Source organism: Phormidium sp. FACHB-1136, assembly GCF_014697375.1.
Taxonomy (GTDB): Bacteria; Cyanobacteriota; Cyanobacteriia; order Phormidesmidales; family Phormidesmidaceae; genus Nodosilinea.
Genome location: NZ_JACJRS010000051.1, coordinates 1 through 17,663, shown reverse-complemented (window position 1 = coordinate 17,663; position 17,663 = coordinate 1). Strand labels below are relative to the sequence as shown.

The following is a 17,663-nucleotide window of genomic DNA, read 5'->3' as shown; positions in this document are numbered from 1 at the left end:
TTATGGCACCTAAGTAGTCATATTTTCTAGTCAAAGGCTTCTATTTATCATAATTCTTAACCTTGTCGCACAAGCTTAATGGTTAGGAAGATACTCTAGTTTAGCTCTATATGTAAATCACTAGAGCTAATGGTCAATCGCCAGCTTGATTAAGGGCATCATGGAGATAGAAGCCTTGTTGGCTTTGGAGTGGACTTGTATCGGCTTAACTTTTTTAAGAACTATGACACCTCTACATGATTGATGAGTGATAAAAGCAAAATCCATACTATTTATCTAGTTCTAAACGGCTAAGAGTGAGAAGTTTCATCCGTAGCCGCAGACAGTTTATAGCCTCTAGGACTAACTATTAAACTGATAGTCGTTGGGGTCTTCGCCGATTTCGCCTACGAAGGAGAATGAGCGGATCAGGTTAAAAATCTCATGGCTAATATCTTTGAGGGTGAGAGTGCGAGGTAAGATGTCAGTTCTTAAGGCATCATGCTGGAGTTTGCTTAACTCAAGGCCTAGGTACTGGTCATGGGTAGACAACTGGCAATGAATGAAGAAGTCTTTTAACGGAGTATCTAGGTGAAGAGTTTTGAGCTTTAGTTGGGAGATCTCAATTCCTAACTGTTTAGCATTATCACAGTCCATGGCATGGGCTTTAGCTTTGTCGCGTTGCTCTTCAAAGCAGGTTTCAATGGTTTCAAAGACACCTCGCATGAGGTTGGGGTAGCGTCCGGAGAGAGCGAGTAGCGCTAAAATAGCTTGCTGTACCTGGGGGGTGGTTTTGGTGCCTCGGGTACGGCAAACAATTTTGAAGAGTTTGTAGACGTTGGTGAGGCGCTTGAGGGTGCGGGGAGAAAGATCGACCTGCTGACAACAATCGACCAACATTTTGAACTCTTGACGGCTAAATTCGCTGAATTTGGTGCTGCCAGTGGCGTTGTCTTGGATGACGACCTGAGAGCGCAGGTAGGTCTCTAGGGTGTCGGCCATGATGGGGCGCACTCGGTAGGGGAGTTGGATAATTTTTTCGAGGTAGTCGGTGCCGGAGGGGCTGCCGTGGCGGAGTAAGACACCTTTATAGAATTGTTCTAGGGCACGGGTGATGTAGCGCTCGTCGATGGCGAGTACAGCAATGAAGAGGGGGGTTTTGACCAAAAGCTGCACCGCTTCGAGGACTTGTACAACGCGATCAGGGGGACAGCGATCAAGGTCATCAATGTAGACGACGACGCGGGCGGGGCCTCGGGGGAAAACCTTTTTCAGATCTTGCATTCGCTGCTCAAATTCTTTGGTGGTGATCGAGCCCATGGGCGGGGGGAGAAGCCTGCGACTAAGATTGGTCAGGTCTTGTTTGACCTGGTGCATGAGACCCAATTGCTTATCGTAGGTGCCCGATTGAATGCGGTTGGTAATGTAGTCGGCTAAAGAAGCAGGAAGGTTTTCAGGCAGTTCTTTTTCGATATCCTGAATAGTGGTCTGTAACTTTTGCCTCTGAGCTTCGAGTTCCTGCACTACTTGCTCTAAATCGGCAATAGCAGCCTGTCGATCCTGCGTCTGCTGTTGTTTCAGCCACTCTTGAGTCTCTCGCTCTACATACCGTTGGGAGTTCGTGGCAATTTGTTTTTCGTAATCATCCAGGGCTTGTCTAGCTTGGTCATGCCACTTTTGGGCTGATCGCCACAGCTTTTGGGCTATGGCAACGGCAGGAAGTAGGGGCGTAATGAAGGCCACAATCTGTGGCACTAACGCTGTAGGATTTATTTTTGCCACTAAGATTGGCATAGCAATCGAAGCTAGGGCAAACAAGCTAAAAATCAGTAAGAAGGTTAGGTTTTTGTTGATCCACTGCCGAATAGCTGCCCATGAGAATGGGAAGGAATCTTCCTCTTTACTGCTCTCCAGAACTTTGGCAACAGTTTCTCGAAGTTCTGTGCTAAAGGTTTGCAAATTATCTATATCGACATCTTCGGGTAATTTCTGAATAATTTTCTGTTGTAGGTCTGCAAAAGCCTCTGGTCCTAACCGTTTTGTGAGTATTAATCCTGAAACGCCTAAGGTATCATTAATAACCTTTTCGAGTTTACTTTTAGGTATTTTCCGAAATTGCTGGGCGAATTCCTGTTGACTGCGTTGGTAATCTGCCTCTAAATTGAGTTTCCGCTGTTCTAGAGTTGCTTGACTCTTGGAAAGTTCGGTTTCAGTACTTTTAAGTTCAGATCTTTTTTCTTGAAGAGTTGCGAGTGATTGCTCTTTAGTTTCTCCAAACTTACTCCAGAGCAAGTTCTCAGCAATGTTAAGTCTGTTTTGAATATCTTCTCCCTGCTTGAGCTCATTTAGGTCTTCAAGGTTGAGCGCTTGATGCAGAAAGTAGTTGCGGTCTTCGTCGCTGGCTTTGTAGAGCGCTTGCCAAATTCCGGCGTAGCTAGAATTGACGGTGTAGGGGTCTATGCCCTTTTTCTCAAAAAATACCTGTAGTTCCTGCTCTAAGCTGATTTGGCGATTGAGCTCAAAGAAAATGGTCTGCATCAGGCTGGCCCAGAGGTCTGACTTAGCAAAAGTCCAGGCGTCGAATTTGATTTGGTAAATGTGGCCGACGTAGGGGGAGAGCTTTTCGTGGTTGGGGTTTGCTTTCCAGGCTTCCACATCTACATCAACTTTGCGGCTGCGGATGGCGGTCATTTGCGCCTGCATGAGGTGCATGATGTATGACTTGCCACCGCCCCAGCCGCCAAGGATGCCGACGGCCATGGGTGGCTCTAGGTCGCGCATGAGCAGCAACTGAGCGAGGGCTTTGATCTCGTCTTGGAGGTTGAGATAGTCTTTGTCTTGGGCCGACTCGTTGCGTAGGCTACCTCCGGTTAGGGCATCTCGGTAGCTGCGGGCGAGGAGGTATAGGGCGCGATCCCAAAGGTCGTCGGTAATGGTGTTGTTGAGGCACCAGGTTCGCTTCACTTCCCGGTTGATGCGCATGGGGAGGTGGGGAGCGAGGGCTGTGAGAATGCCGTAGCGATCAAGATGCTTTGACGTATCAGCGGTTTCGACTCGTTGGATGATGGTCGGTAGCAGTTCTGGCATGTCGAGGGCCAGGGTGCTGAGTTGTTCAATTTGTTGGACGGTGGTCTCTAGAGCCAAGGCACCATCGCGAGCTGGTTCAAAAAACTCAGACTCAGGAAATTTGCGGGCGAGGGCAACGCGGATGCTGGCTCGGTGGTACGGGTCACTGATGTCGTGAATGATGTTGGCGGCTTCGAGGCGTTGCTGATAGGCCAGGTGAGGGATTAATCGCTGTAAATATTGGGTCTGCAAGTAGACATTGTTTTGAATCTCTTGAATGGCTCGTAGGGCTTTGGTTTGGTGGCTTTTACCAGCGGGATGACTGGCAAGCTCTACCCATGCTTCGGCGTTGCGGTAGGGGCTTTTGATGTAGGGCGTTTTATCGTTGCTGAGTTGGTCGGCAATGGGGCGCAATGCTTGGAAATTGGTTGTGTCGGTGAGGGCGAGCTGAATTTTGACGTGGAGCAGGTTACGGTAGTTGTCGCCTGTGTAGGTTGTTAAGAGGGAAGGGACGAAGTCGTTAAAGTGAGGGGCTAGGGCAATTAATACAGCGGCTTGATAGCCTGGGTCTTCAAGCGCTTTGACCGCATCTAACATGGCTGTCTGCTCTGGCTCTGTTAGGTGCTTGAGCACGGGGGCAAGCTGGCTGAAGAGGCTGGAGGCGACCCGCTCGAAAGAAAAGTCGTCTCGTTTTGGCTCTTTCAACTGATAAGTAAGCTTGAGGGTACGGCTAACTAGGTGTTGATAATCCGTGAGGAAGGTCGCATCGGCGTGTGCTGCCTCTGGAGACGTGTCAGCGTGGGCTGAGGCTAATTTATCTGTTTGCTCTGGGGTGGTTAAGGCTTTGGCAATGGCCTGTAAAATGCTGGCCTGGTACTGGGGTAGGGCAATTTTGGCTTCAAGTAAATCTAGAACTGCTTTGCAGCACTCAAGGGGTAAGAGTGGAATAAGCTCTACTAGAGCTGCTGTTTGGTAGTAAGGATTTTTAATGGACTGCTCAATGAGATTGAGCGCGTCTGGGGTTTGGTCTGTGGGGAGGTAGGCAACAAGGTTGTTGAGGGTTTCGGTGCGGTAGCGATCAGTTGTGAATTCTTCTTGAATGAGGCGTAAGACATTGGGCAGTAAGCCACAGACAAGTCGAGGGATGAGGGCGCTGAGAAATTTGGTTTTATCAGCATCGTCAGGAATATGTTTAACAATATTGAGGGCGGTAGAGTGTTTATTGCTGGGGTAAAGCTGTAGAAAGTCTTTGGTAAGACGAATAGCTGGAGAAGCAAGGCATTTAGCTGCATCAGGTAAGCTAAATGTCGCGTCTAAAAAATGTTTCAGGTTACTTTGACTAATTTGCGGTTCAATAACACCAAGGAGCTTAGCTTTTTCCCAGTCATCCTGAAGAGTGTCGGCGATGGTGAGGGCGCATTCCAGAACAGCTCGATGTTTGAGTTCGGGTAAATAGGGCGCAATCTCACTTAAGACCGCGGCTTTGTGGATGGAACCATAAAAGTTGTCCACCACAGTGAGGGCGCGGTCCAGAACAGCCCGATGTTTGGGTTCGGGCAAGCGGGGCGCAATTGCACTTAAGGCCAGGGCTTGGGAGATGTTACCCTGCAGGGTATCGGCTATGGTAAGGGCGCGGTCTAGCAATGCCGTCTCAGAGGCGGGTAAGTAAGGTGCAATTGCACTTAAGGCCTGAACTTTTGGCCAAGCATCTGGAAGAGTGTTTGTGATGGTAAGGGCGCGGTCTAGTAACGCCGTCTCAGAGGCGAGCAAGTGGGGTGCGACTGTAATTAAGATATTGGCTTTTTTCTGGTCATGCTGAAGGGTATCGGCGATGGTGAGGGCGCGGTCTAGAACAGCCCGATGTTTGGGTTCGGGCAAACGGGGCGCGATTTCAATTAAGACCTCGGCTTTTAAGGCTTCAGCGCTTTCCCCATCATCCTCAAGGGTGTCGGCGATGGTGAGGGCGCGGTCTAGTAACGCCGGGTCAGAGGCGAGCAAGTGGGGTGCTATTTTGCTTAAAGCCTCGGCTTTGACAAGGCCCTGAAAGCTATCTACGACGTTAAGGGCGCGTTCCAGAACAGCCCAACGTTCAGATTGGGGCAAATGGGGCGCAATGTCAATTAAGGCAATAAGTTTGAACTGGTCATGCTGAACGGTATCAGCGATGGTAAGGGCACGTTCCAGAACAGTCCGATGTTCGGATTCGGGCAAATGGGACGCAATGTCAATTAAGACCTTGACTTTGGCGGAGACGTCCTGAACGGTATCGGCGATGGTAAGGGCACGTTCCAGAACAGTCCGATGTTCGGATTCGGGCAAATGGGACGCAATGTCAATTAAGACCTTGACTTTGGCGGAGACGTCCTGAACGGTATCGGCGATGGTGAGGGCACGTTCCAGCAACGCCATCTCAGAGGCGGGCAAGTGGGGCGCGATTGCAACTAAGACCTCGGTTTTGGCAGAGATATCCTGAAGGGCATCGACGATGGTAAGAGCGCGTTCTAGCAACGCCATCTCAGAGGCGGGCAAGTGGGGCGCGATTGCAACTAAGACCTCGGTTTTGCGAGAGACGTCCTGAAGGGTATCAGCAATAGTGAGGGTGCGTTCCAGAACAGCTCGATGTTCAAGTTTGAGCAAGTGGGGCGCGATTGCGCTTAAAGCCAAGGCTTTGGAGGCAGCGTCCTGAAGGGTGTCGGCAATGGTGAGGGCACGTTCCAGCAACGCCGTCTCAGAGGCGGGCAAACAGGGCGCGATTGCACTCAAAGCCAAGGCTTTGGCGTGGTCATGCTGAAGAGTATCCGTGACGGTAAGGGTATGCTCCAGCAACGTCGTCTCAGATTTGGACAAATGGGGCGCAATTGCAATTAAGGCATTGGCCTTGTCGTAGTCATGCTGAAAAGTGTCCACAATCTTAAGAGTACGTTCCAGAACAACCCGATGTTTAGGTTCGGGCAAACGAGGTGAAAGTGCGCTTAAAACCTCGACTTTGGGAGAGCCATCCTGAAGGGTGTCGGCAATGGTGAGGGCACGTTCCAGCAACGCCGTTTCAGAGGCAGGCAAACGGGGCGCGATTGCGCTTAAAACCTTGACTTTGGAAGAGCCATCCTGAAGGGTGTTAGCAATAGTGAGGGCGCGTTCCAGCAATATCCTCTCAGATGCAGATAAACGGGGCGCGATTGCGCTTAAAACCTTGGCTTTGGATGCGGCGTCCTGAAGGGTATTGGCGATGATGAGGGCACGTTCTAGCAATATCCTCTCAGAGACGGGCGAACGAGACGCAAGCCCATTTGAAGCATTGGCTTTGGAAGAGATATCCCGAAGGATGTCAACGGAGGTAAAAACACGTTCTAGCAAAGCGGTCTCAGAGACGGGCGAACGAGACGCAAGCGCGCTCAAAGCCTTAGCTTTGGGGAAGGCAGACAGAAGAGTGTCCACGGAGGCGAGAACACGCTCTAGCAAAACGGTGTCAGAGGGGGATAAACGAGACGTAATTACAATTAAAGCGTTGGCTTTGGAAGAGATATTCCAAAGGGTGTCCACAGAGGTGAGAACACGCTCTAGCAAAGCGATGTTAGAGGTGGAAAAACGAGACGCAATTACAATTAAAGCATCGACTTTTAAAGTATTGGTTTTGGAGGAGTTATCCTGAATAGTATCGACAATGGTGAGGGCGCGTTCCCAAAAAACTGTCTCAGACTCAGGTAAGTGGGATGCGATTTCAACTAAGACCTTAGCTTTGGAAAAGTCATCCTGAAGGGTATCAGTAATAGTGAGGGCACGTTCCAGAGCAGCCTGTTGTTCTGATTCGGGCAAACAGGGTACGATTTCAACTAAGACCTTAGCTTTGGAAAAGTCATCCTGAAGAGTGTCGGCAACAATGAGAGCCTGTTGAAATACTTCTGCCGAAGAAGGCAGTAACTCGGACGCTAACTCAACCAACGCTTGCACTTGATTAAAAGCATCAGGAATGCGGTCAATTTCCGCTAAGCGCTCAGCTACCCAGTCATTTGGGCCTACCGGAGTGGGGGAGTCACCCATAGGGGCATCCTTCTCTTCATAAACAACACCAAAGCCTGGTTCATCGGTCTGGCTTCAAGGCGCATTTCGCCTACTCAGCCCCGCCAACGCCCCACTAGCCGCAATTTTAGCCACCCCCTAAAGGGCATAGCCCCATTTACACCATGATTCTTAACTATCCGGTCATTTTTGGCCGCAAGCCACAGCCACAGGCCAACCAGGTTGCTACCTCAATCCTCACAGCTTCACCATCATCGGCACAGGTCTTGGCTAGCCTCAGGTATCCCCCCTACCCACCTAAAACCCACAACAGCCCCCCAGAGGACGCGAAGACCTAGTACAGGGCCAAAAGTGGCAGTACCCCATCGAACTCGGCACACCGTAGGGCCAGATCACCACAGGGATGAGTACGCAGAGCAGCCTGAAGTCAGGAAATCTGAGTCATGGGGAAGTTCTGGCTAAGGTTGTCACCACTTCAAACCCACCTTCCTCAAGTTTTGTTTCTGTACCATGCCGCTATCCACCCTACAGAGACTAAACTCAGCTTGAGTCATCGTTCCATCGCTTCACCCACCCCAAATAACTAATAAGGAAAGACAATGGCCTACATTCGCTATTTTGCCACCAACCGAGATCGAGATAACTTAGCTCGTGATGTTACTCAAGCGCAAAGATTAAAAATGCAAAAGGGTGGCTATAACTGGATTGATTCCAGGCGTTATATGTCCTATTACTTAGCAGAAACTAAAGATTCTCACATGCCAGTAGAATCTTTAGTTAAAGATTCTACTGGCGATATATTCAATAAATTCCTAGGTAAGCCTTCCGTCAAACGAATCATTATTGGCATACATGGCTTTAATGTACCCCTCCATGGTGCACTAACCTCATTTTCTATTCTGGCAGATACCCTACAAGAGGTTGACGAAAAAAAACCACTCGAAGAACGATTAAACCTAATTGTTGACCCAACCCTTGAAAAAGAAAAAAAACAGCTAGAAAATGATGAGAATAACCTCACAGCCATGGTGGGCTTTTCCTGGCCTGCTAACGGTAGCGTCCTAGACTATTCCTCCGACCGCATCGAAGCCGTTAGTTCAGCCCCAGCCCTTGCGAACATGATCAATGCCATTCGTCAGGCTAACCCAAACCCAAATGTCAAAGTCTTCATCATTGCCCACAGCATGGGGAACTTTTTGACCTGTCATATGCTTAAGGGCCTAGTGGAAAAGCAATACTCTCCCTATGCTAGTTCTGAAGGCAATAGGGGTAAAGATGAAAAGGCACGACTTGAAGATGAAAAGGCACGACTTGAAGATGAAAAGGCACGACTTGAAGATGAAAAGGCACGACTTAAAGATGAAAAGGCACGACTCTCTTATCGGGGCATCGATGGTGGCGAAACAAAATTCTTTGTAGATGGCTACTTCATGCTGGCCCCTGATATTGAACGCCGTCAAGTCACTAAGTGCTACAAAGACAGCGAGCCGACCTATGACAGTGAACAGATCTCTAAAGATTTGAACCAACCGTCGGAAACAGAAGCAGAACCAGGAAAGAATCAAGACAGTGATCCAGAAAAAGACAAGGTTTACTACATTGGCCCATTCTTTGAAGGACTATTTCATCTAGTAGGTGGTGTCTACCTGTTCTATTCTCGCCATGATCAAGCCCTAAAAGCCTCCAAAGTTGAAAAAGAACTTCGAGAGCGAAGGGGGGCTGTCAAAGAATTCATCGTAGGCCGAAATATGGAAAATCGGCGAGAAAGCAAGCTATGGGACGATAACCAATGGGATGATAACCGCTGGGAAGACAGCCTAGGGCTAAATCCAGCTCCCCCAGTCGCCCCTCCTAACCTCTACTCCTTTAATGCCTCCACCTTAGCCAACATGCAGATCGACCACGGTAATTACTTCGACACCCGTGGCGTGGTTAAAACAATAGCCGATAAAATCTTCAGCTACCGCAGCCCAGATGAACCCAGCAATTCTCCAGATCAATAGAGCATAACCTTCTTGCTAGGGGTGATTGAAGCATAGCTGCAACGAAGTGCAATAAGACATTGGATTCGTCCCATGCCCTCAGACTTTACGACATTCAATAAGTTAAGCTTATCTCTGGATCGTGGCTGTTTGGGTCTGATTTCAGGGCAGATCACCCCCGTTGTTGGGGGTGATCTAGTCGAGGGACGGCTTAGCTGGCCATCGCCACAATCGGCAACCGCTTCGCCATATCCAGACGAAAAATGCCGTAAGGATTGACGTGGGCATAGATCAACGGCGTCAAGGCTCTCAGCTCATTCGGCCCCATTGGAGTTACATCTCCAGTGAGCGTAAAACAGCATCAATAGCTATAAGCTGAACTTATGCTTAAGCCAGTCTGTGTAGATTTTGGCCTGGAAAAACTGCCGTCTGAAACGCCTATACAGCAATAGTTTTGAGCTTATTGCACGTCGTTGCAGCTACGCTTCAATCACCCCATTTATATGTATGGTGACCTGGCAGCCGAACTGGGGCCTTTTGGCGGTCGTAACAGTAGCCCAAAAGTCTGAGATGTTAAGCCAAAAACCCCGTTTCAGCACTCGCCTTCTCGCACCTGGTTCAATCTCACCTGTGATTGTCACACTCCACAGCCAAGGTTGAGCCTAGGCCATCTTAGTCCAGTCTTAGTCTTCAGATTTTGATAAATGCTAAGAATCCTTCTAAATCAAGGCTTTATGACTTTTGAATAGTTGCGGTCAAAGCAACCACTCAATCAAAAACAACGAGTTTTCAAGGGTTTTAGCGATTCTTATCACTAGACTCATTCTGTCTTAATTGAGGGTGCTGGCACACTGCCTAGACTTACACTACGAATTACGCAACATAATGTTAGGATGACGCGGAGGGGTCAATGTGGCCTAACCCCTAGACAAATCAAGGGATTCAGCCGATGCCCCGCAAGCCTGACCCAAAATGTGTCGCCTGCGCCCAGCTTTCGGTGGAAGAAGCCCAGCATCGCCATGGCCCTGGGGGCGATAATTGCTGGATTGCGTCACGCTGCCATCGTCGTCGCTCCCACTACCGTCATCGGGGCCAGGTGAATGTGCAGCGGCGAGAGCAATACCGAGCCCAGCAGCATCAGGTCAAGGTGGATGAACTTAAGATTGAGGTGGACTTACCCCCGGCGGCTTATCTCTACCTTTACCGAGCTAAACGAGCCGATAGTCCTGTCCATGCCGTCGCGGCCTCGGTTTGGCAGGGCGACCAACAATTATTGAGTGTGAGCCCCATACACTGCGCGGGCCTCACGGGGCGGCGGCTGAAGCAGTACCTGGTGCAGGTGCTCGATGAAATTCACCAGCGCTATCCCCAGATTCATCAATTCGAGGCGGAGATTCGCCTAGAGCCTACCGAATGCCCGATTGAGGGGTGTCCCTTGCGGGCCTCCAACCCAACCGCTGTGCCTGAACTGGTGGTGACGGCAACGTGATGACACCCTCGCCCCTAGAGATAGCCTTCGATGCCGCCTTAGTTGCTCCAGAAACCACGAACCTAGGTCAGCTTTGGCAGGCGATTGAACCTGTCTTAGTTGGTCTGGATTGGCATGAACAACTGGCGGTTGGGGGGGCAGTGATTGAACGACTGGCGACTCTGCACCAAGCCAAAGCAGAAGCCCTATTCGAGCAATGGCAAGCGGTCTATGATCCTGAAGATCCGACCCTGGCCCAAGACTGGATTAGGGGATTGGTGCGCTCCAGTCAGCAGTTCGATACCGAGGACATGGTTGCGCCACCAACTCGGCAGCGCATCAAGGCTGAGCGGGTTCACGAGGAAGATTCGGTGGTGGCCACCGTAGACAAGGCCACCCTGCTGGCGATGGTGGATGAGATGGAGGCCGCCCAGCAGGCTATCGTGGCCTACGATGAATCTGTGGGCGTTTGGGTGGAGCAGATCCGGGCTTGGTTTGAGGCCCATCCAGAGGCTATCGAGGTGCGCCATCTCCAGGCTCAGCTTGAATGGCCTCTGGTGCAGGTTTGGTTAGGGCTGCTGCTGGGTGGTTTTCAGCTAGAACCCGGTGACGGCGAGTTTTATGCGAGGCCGATTTGGGTGGAGCGATAATCGGCAGCAATTAGAGTGATATCTTCGGCGGGCGCGGTGATAGCGTCATCTTCGGAACAACCACAGATGCCATTAGCGGGAGATTTACAGGGCAAAACTCCTGATCAAACGAGGGATTCAACCAAATTTCAACGGCGTAACAGCGCAATTTCAACCGCGCAATGTCAGTGTCGCTGTCGCTATTCTACTATATAACCAATCATTCATTTATGGATTTAGGGAACCCAGCCAGTTTCAATTCTGGCAACGGGGGGAGTTCCCGCTTGGCCATGGCCCACACTAGGATTTAATCATTCGCGTCAGGAATTGGCCCTTCCGGCGTTGAAGTTCCGCAATGTCCCGCTTCCCCTAGGGTAACTTCTCCTAGTTTGGAAGGCAGGATATCTATGCCCCCGATTTGGGAAACGGTGCTCGTATCAGGCCGCCTTTGCCCAAGTCCTTTGCCCCCCTGATTGCCATGACACGTTTTCCACGCCTTCCGGCGGTGGCCGGATTTTTGTTGCTTTGTATCGCGCTGCCCGCCTGTACCGGGGCCGTGCCCCCTGAGCCCAGCGCCCAAGATCCTGTGATGGAGGCTCCCACTACCGACGATTCCACCCCCGCTGATCCAGCCGTCCGTGATCAGTCTGCCAGTTGGGCCGATTGGCTCGGTGACATTTCTGCCCCCAAAGGCTGGCAGGTGATGCCCTGCGAAAATCCAGCTCTGCTCTGTGTGGAGGCCAACGGCGAACTTGTGGGCACCGTGGAGCGGTTCAGCTATCCCCTGAGTGAGGTGAACTTGCAAGGGGGAGCGCCCACCACGCCGGAGGCTCAGCGGCAGTTTTTGGACGCCTGGGTGGCTGATCACCAATCCGCCATCGCCCAAGATCGCGCCGTGGCCGATCCCCATCTGCGGTTTACCCACGACTTGCCCGCTCCGTTTCCGGTGGGTCGTTTGCCGGGATTGCGCTATGGCTATGCCCTCAGCGATGCCCAAGGCGTTGTGCGCGAACGCACCGTGGGCTACGTGGCCACCGATGGCGAACGGGTCTACGTCTTTGCCACGGGGGTGATCACAGGCGATCCCTCCGGGCCGTTTGGGTCGGAATCGGACTTGTCCGCCTTTGAATCCCACCTCGCCACCATCATCGAGGGGCTGCGGCTATGAATCAGCAATCGAGATCGGTTTGGGAGACAGCCCTTTTCATCACTCCAGCCACTCATCAAAGGACAAGACGCCCCATGAAAGCTTTGACGAAACTCACGACCGCGTTGGCCCTCAGTGCCGCCCTAGCCCATCCGCTGATGGCCACGGTGGCCCAGGCCCAGATTGACCCCACGGCGCAGCAGATCAACTGGTCGCAGGCGCGGCCCATGGATGTGACGGCCCTGGAAGGCTACCTCGCCGCCCAAGATTGGCAAGCCGCCGATGCCGAAACCCGTCGCATCCTTGATCCCTGGATTCATCCCGGTGGCAACATTTTGGGCACGCCCTTGGCCACCAACATTCCCCCAGAGGTGTTGCAAACCCTGGATCGGTTGTGGGTGGAGGCCAGCGATGGACGGTTTGGCTTCAGCGTGCAGCAGCGCATTTGGGCCGAGGCGCGGGCGCAGCATCCCACAGACTCGACGGCGGCGGCCAAAGCCTTTGGGGATCGGGTCGGCTGGACAAGGCCCCCCGGCAGGGAAGACCCCACCTTCATCGCTGGGGAATGGCTGACCGAAATGGAGATTACCCACTCCCTGGAGGCCCCGGTGGGCCATCTGCCCTGGGCCGGGGTGAACTGGGCGCAAATTGCCCGCCTGTTTGCGGTGGAAAGCTGCGGCAGTTGCACCATCGACGCCATGTATGTGCAGGGGGAACGGTTCCACCACTATCTGCCGATGCTCTATAGCTGGGTGGATACGGCCCTGGAGTTGACCGTGCCGGAGGTGGGGTCTTGGCAGCGGCCCAACCTGGCTCGTTCCATCGATCTGAAGTCCCTTTATCCCGATGCCCAGTGCCCGATTACCCCGGTGTCTTCGGCCATTAGCCCCAATGGCGCGGTGGTGGCCATCGGTAGCCATAGCTATGTGGCGGGCTGTCCCTCAGCGGGGGAAAGCACCCTGGCCCTATGGAATGCCCAGCGCGGCAATCGGATCATTACCCTCAGTCGAGGGCCCGCGATGGCGGCGTCACCCCAAGGTCGGCCCCCTCAAGAGCCTGCGGGTCAAACCCATCGCATCGTTGGGGATGTGGCCAATGCGGTGGCCTTTACCCCCGATAGTCAGATGGTGGCGGCGGGGATGTCCAATGGAGTGGTGCGGCTGTGGTCGGCCACCACGGGGGAACCGATCCGCGCTCTGGAGGGCCATCGCTATGCCGTGCGGGCCATCTCCATTAGCCCCACCGGGCGCACCCTCGCCAGCGCCAGTGCCGATAACACCGTCAAACTGTGGGATCTGCAAACTGGACGGCTGTGGGAGACCATCTCCATTCCCGCCGCCGATGGCATCGTCCACACCCTGACCTTTAGCCCCGATGGCCAACGCCTCGCCACCGCCACCGACCAAAACACCCTCCAGCTTTGGGAGGTATCCACCGGACGGCTGATTCGTACCCTGGTGAACCGGGCTGGAACCGAGATCGCGCCTCTGCCCATGGCCTTCAGCCCCGATAGCCAAACCCTGGCTACGGGCGACGCCGACAACAGCCTCAAATTTTGGAATACCAACACTGGAGCGCGGCAGCTCACCCGACCCGTGCACGATCCCCTGCGCCACCTGGCCTACAGCCCCAACGGCCACTGGCTCGTTACCAGCGACGGCACCACCGCCCGCCTGTGGGATGTATCCACCCGCGAAACGGTGCATTTCATCCCCCTCAACCAGACCGCTGGGCACCATATTCAGCCCACCAATCCGGGTTGGGTGGCCTTCAGCCCCGATGGCAATACCCTAGCCACGGGCACCCTGCTGCTGCCGCTGATGGAAAGCGAACCGATTCCCCGCCAGGGCATCACCCTGTGGTCGGTGGAGACGGGGCAGCCGCTGTCCCAAATCCACGAGGTTGGCCCCTTTCAGTTCAGCCCTAGGGGAGACTTTTTGATGGCGATGGGGCAACGGGTGCAGCTCTGGCAACCCTATAGCGACCTCCTACGTCGCCTCTGAGGCCCATCGATTCCCTGTCCTCTAACGTTAACCGTTTGTTGTCCCATGACTTTACCCACACGACTCTCCCAAACCCTGATCACGCTGCTGGCCCTGGGCACCCTGTCCACCAGCGCCCTGGCCTGTGCGCCCCCGCCCGATAGCGTCACATCCTCCGATGGCGTCACCGCTTCCCCGCCTGGGGATCCCATAGCTGCGCCCATCTTCGACGAGTTCCCCGAAGACTGGTATGGGGCCGATGTTGACGAGGTGCTGACGCCAGCGGTGCGGGATCGGATTCTGCAAAACGTGGCCGCTGACCTGGATCGTCCCGTGGCCGACCTGCGCCTTGCCGCCGCCGAAACCGCCATTTGGAATGGGTGCATAGGGATCTATGTGCCCGATATGGCCTGCACCGAAATCGCCATCTTGGGCCTGCGGGTGGTGGTTACCGATGGCAACCAAAGCTGGGTTTACCACACCCACTACGACAACGAGGGCCACGGCGTGGTGCAAAATCCCACCGCCAGCGGCAGCCGCAATGGCCTGATTCTCGACTTTATTCCCAAGTCCACGGCCTCCGTAGCGTCCACTAAAATGAGCAGCAGGCTCCGGCCCGCTCCAAGTCTTCTCAGAGTCAGGCCGTCTGAATAAAGTCAAAACTAGCCGCTGTCCGTGACGTGCTGTGGTTTAGTCCATCTGCATTTCAGCTTTCGCTCTGGCTGGAGTCCGAGCCGGTTTTGAGAATTGAGCCGATTGCCGAGTTCGAGAGGTTTGCTTCACCTTCGCCGGAGGCTCAATCGCTTTGACAGGCTGGTAGGGAACGCCACAACGAACGGACTTTTTCGCCGCTCGCACTGCTTTGACGCTGGCTAGGGTCTGGTTATCGGCAAATCCTTCGGTTTCCCTAGAGGACTGGATGGGCACGTAGATGGAGGCTTGTTCGACATCCCCTTCGACCGCATTGACGGTGCCCTGTTGGTTGGCGGTGAGGGTCAATTCGGGAGAACGAAAGACGGTGCCGACGATGGGGATTTTTTGGTTTTGAGGGAAGGCTCCCACGATTTTGTCGTTGGACATAAGGCAAGGTTGGCCTGCGAGGCTCTTGTCGGGATGGTCATGGGGAAACTGACCCACCCGCAGTACGATGTTCGCTCTGGTGCCCGGTGATTGAGTTTTGAAGTCGCCATGGCGCAACCCCATGGCCTGGATGCCCTCACGGAGGTGCTGTTGACGCTCTATGGCAGCCAACAGTTGCGGCACACAGACGTTGTAGGTCAGAGAGCCTGTCCCAGAACGACTTCGTGGAATCGACCATTTGTCATAGTCAGCGGGTCGGTTCACCTGCCCATCAAAGCGCACGGAACGATGGTCGGGGTGTTGGTTTTCGAGGTAACGGATCACCGATTGGGGAGTGGATGGGGCCAGCACAAAGTCCATCATCGGAGCTTTGGCCTGTTGGTAGGCGGTGTAGGTGACGTTGTTTTGGTCGAGATAGCGTTTGACAGACTCGGTTTTGGCACCGAAGGGGGCGGTGACGACATCCACCTCGGTTAGGCCCGGTTGTTTGTGGAGTTGGAGCGGTTTAGGGCCAAAGGTAATCGGCTGTCGTTGGCTCCATTCATCAATCTCGCCACCGGGTTCGAGGGGCCGCTTGTCATGGTGGGTCTCCGAGGTGTGACAGACTTTCCAGAGAGCCAGGTGGAACAGGTCTTTGACTTCCTCAATGCCTTCAGCATCTAGACCTTCAATTCCCAGCCCTTGAGCGACAAACTCGTCACAGTGTTGGTAGAACGCCCCGATGCGCTTGGCCGATTCTTGGGCGGTTAGCGTCTCCTTAATATTGCGAGCCACGAGGGCGTTGAACTGTTCCTTGTAGGCCAGGGCCGATTCCTCAATGATGGGATAGAGGGGATGGGTCAAGGCCGCCGCTCGTTCTTCCTCACTGTGTAGGACGGCTTGAAAGTAGCGTCGTTCCTTCTGGCCGACGGGTAGCGCTGCCCAGGCTTGGTTGGTAATGCGCGGCAGCACCTCAACGGCAGATCCAGAGCCCGTATCGGGCAGTAGGACGTGCTTATACAGGTCAGGGTCTTTTTTGTGGTCAAAGAAGGGTACCGGGTGAGCCTCTGTCCAGTCTTGAGCGTCGGCAATCAGGGTCTCGCCGCCAATTTCTTCGATGTCTTCCAGGCGTTCTGCGCTTTTGCCATAGTCCACCTCGACCTGAAGTGCGCCCATCAAGCGTTCTAGGAGGTCATGCTTTTCGGTGTGAAAGGCCTCCATAGACTGATGGGTGAGTCGGTCTTGCTCATTCGGTTGGGCTGACTGAACCCGGCCAATCCAGTTAGCGACCAGACCCACTTTGTTGTGCTCTCCCCCCAAGGCTCCTTCAAGGACAGAGCCACGGATAATCGGTGCCGCCTGCTTAAGCGATTCACGATCCTCGGTGTAAACGCTCAGGTCGGTGGTGACGTAGGGCTGTTTGGGCCGTTGTTGGATGCCCTTGAAGTCCCCCGGTTCCCCAGCCCATTTGACTTCTTGAGCAATATTGGGTAAATCTCGTGCCAAGTCCCACTGCATTTGGTCGCCATCAAAGTCGCCCTGGTGGTATTCAGCGGCATCGTCAGCGTTCATCCAGATGCAGCCTCTGTAGTTTTGCAGACGCTCGACCGTGGCGTTGTTGACGTACTTGCGGATGTTGTCTCGGCTAGGGATGGGCGAGCGGGTGACGATGATGACTTCGCCATCGGGCACCCCTGGAATGCAGACCTCACCACGGGCTAACTCCCGCGACGGCACCGCTCTAGAGGATTGGTGCTTGTGGCCGCCGTTGATGGCCAGTTCTTTCCAGGCCCGCTGGAGGCGAGACCGTTGGTAGTCCTGCACCTTGGGCGTGGCATTGAGGATGCCTAACTTGTCTTTGCGCAGCAGTTGGATCATGACTGGGTCTTCGCGGTTTTCGCCCTGACCTTCATCCACGTCTTGGTCATGGTAGGTGTCACTGCCCTCATCACGGCCTTCGAGAATGTGTTGGCTTTGGTGGTACAGCTTAATGACATGGCGTTTGAGCATCACCGGGTCACTCTGGATGACCCTAAGCCGTTCGGCGGCGGCCTGGGTCACGGGGCCAAAGTCTTGCTCAATGGCCTCAGCGCTGAAGCTGGTTGTGAACTGCCAACTGTTGCGGTACAGCCGATGGCACGCATTCTCCCGATTGCCGATGACGGCCTGGGGTAGCTCATACTCGCCTCGCGGCACAAACTTATCCAGCACCCCTTTGTGAATGCCTGAGATATTGTCAAATCTGGTGTATGGCTAGGATCTAGGCGGCGTCCTGCATCTGGGTCACATCGGGGTTGTCATCCATCCGGTATCCATCCTTGAACGGAATGCCTT

The 17,663-nt window shown here is 53.6% G+C and carries 8 protein-coding genes; 6 read left to right on the top strand and 2 right to left on the bottom strand.

Annotated features, from left to right (window positions below; all coding sequences use genetic code 11):
- Positions 1-342: 342 nt before the first annotated feature.
- Positions 343-6,105, bottom strand: a complete 5,763-nt coding sequence (locus H6G62_RS15740; RefSeq protein ID WP_190496823.1) for a P-loop NTPase fold protein — start codon at positions 6,103-6,105, stop codon at positions 343-345.
- Between the two features lie 1,556 nt (positions 6,106-7,661).
- On the opposite strand from H6G62_RS15740, the gene H6G62_RS15735 reads away from it, so the two are divergent.
- The 6 genes from H6G62_RS15735 to H6G62_RS15710 all read left to right on the top strand — a co-directional run bounded on the left by H6G62_RS15735 (position 7,662) and on the right by H6G62_RS15710 (position 14,924).
- Positions 7,662-9,065, top strand: a complete 1,404-nt coding sequence (locus H6G62_RS15735; protein ID WP_190496821.1) for an alpha/beta hydrolase — start codon at positions 7,662-7,664, stop codon at positions 9,063-9,065.
- A 928-nt stretch (positions 9,066-9,993) separates the two neighbouring features.
- Positions 9,994-10,533: a hypothetical protein gene (locus H6G62_RS15730; protein WP_190496819.1), complete on the top strand. Its 540-nt coding sequence runs from the start codon at positions 9,994-9,996 to the stop codon at positions 10,531-10,533.
- Complete coding sequence (locus H6G62_RS15725; protein ID WP_190496816.1) at positions 10,530-11,162, top strand: hypothetical protein; 633 nt, start codon at positions 10,530-10,532, stop codon at positions 11,160-11,162. Before H6G62_RS15730 ends, H6G62_RS15725 begins: the two co-directional genes overlap by 4 nt.
- A gap of 457 nt (positions 11,163-11,619) precedes the next feature.
- On the top strand, positions 11,620-12,309 hold the full coding sequence (locus H6G62_RS15720) for a hypothetical protein (protein ID WP_190496814.1): 690 nt from the start codon (positions 11,620-11,622) through the stop codon (positions 12,307-12,309).
- A 74-nt stretch (positions 12,310-12,383) separates the two neighbouring features.
- Positions 12,384-14,291, top strand: coding sequence for a GUN4 domain-containing protein (locus H6G62_RS15715; protein ID WP_190496812.1), 1,908 nt, complete (start codon positions 12,384-12,386; stop codon positions 14,289-14,291).
- A gap of 45 nt (positions 14,292-14,336) precedes the next feature.
- Positions 14,337-14,924 carry a hypothetical protein gene (locus H6G62_RS15710; RefSeq protein WP_190496810.1) on the top strand — a complete coding sequence of 196 codons (588 nt, stop codon included), beginning with the start codon at positions 14,337-14,339 and terminating at the stop codon, positions 14,922-14,924.
- Positions 14,925-14,960: 36 nt separating this feature from the next.
- Here the strand turns inward: H6G62_RS15710 and H6G62_RS15705 are convergent, their stop codons facing one another.
- The gene (locus H6G62_RS15705) at positions 14,961-17,540 is read right to left on the bottom strand and encodes a hypothetical protein (RefSeq protein WP_190496808.1); all 2,580 of its coding nucleotides are present in this window, start codon (positions 17,538-17,540) and stop codon (positions 14,961-14,963) included.
- Positions 17,541-17,663: the final 123 nt, after the last annotated feature.